The organism is Bradyrhizobium sp. Kon10, assembly GCF_055807395.1.
In genome coordinates this window covers 1-251 of record NZ_JBVVOZ010000318.1, presented here as the reverse complement: position 1 = coordinate 251, position 251 = coordinate 1, and the positions used below count along the sequence as shown (strand labels likewise).

General features: G+C 64.5%; 1 protein-coding gene. It reads right to left on the bottom strand.

The features are described from left to right. On the bottom strand, positions 1–240 hold a 240-nt coding region (locus tag AC0L2O_RS37195; RefSeq protein WP_473373254.1), incomplete at its 3' end, for a PLP-dependent transferase. Positions 241–251: the final 11 nt, after the last annotated feature.

The following is a 251-nucleotide window of genomic DNA, read 5'->3' as shown; positions in this document are numbered from 1 at the left end:
CCCCGCCGTGCCGCCTTCGAGCGCCGCGATACGCTCTTCCAGCACCGCCTGCGTCGGGTTCATGATCCGGGTATAGATGTTGCCGAAGGCTTTTAGTCCGAACAGCGAGGCGGCATGATCGGCATCATCGAAGACAAAGGAGGTCGTCTGGTAGATCGGCGTGGCACGCGCGCCGGTCGCCGGATCGGGCTTGGCCCCCGCATGGACGGCGAGCGTGTTGAAACCGGGCGTGCGGGTCATCGAAAATCTCC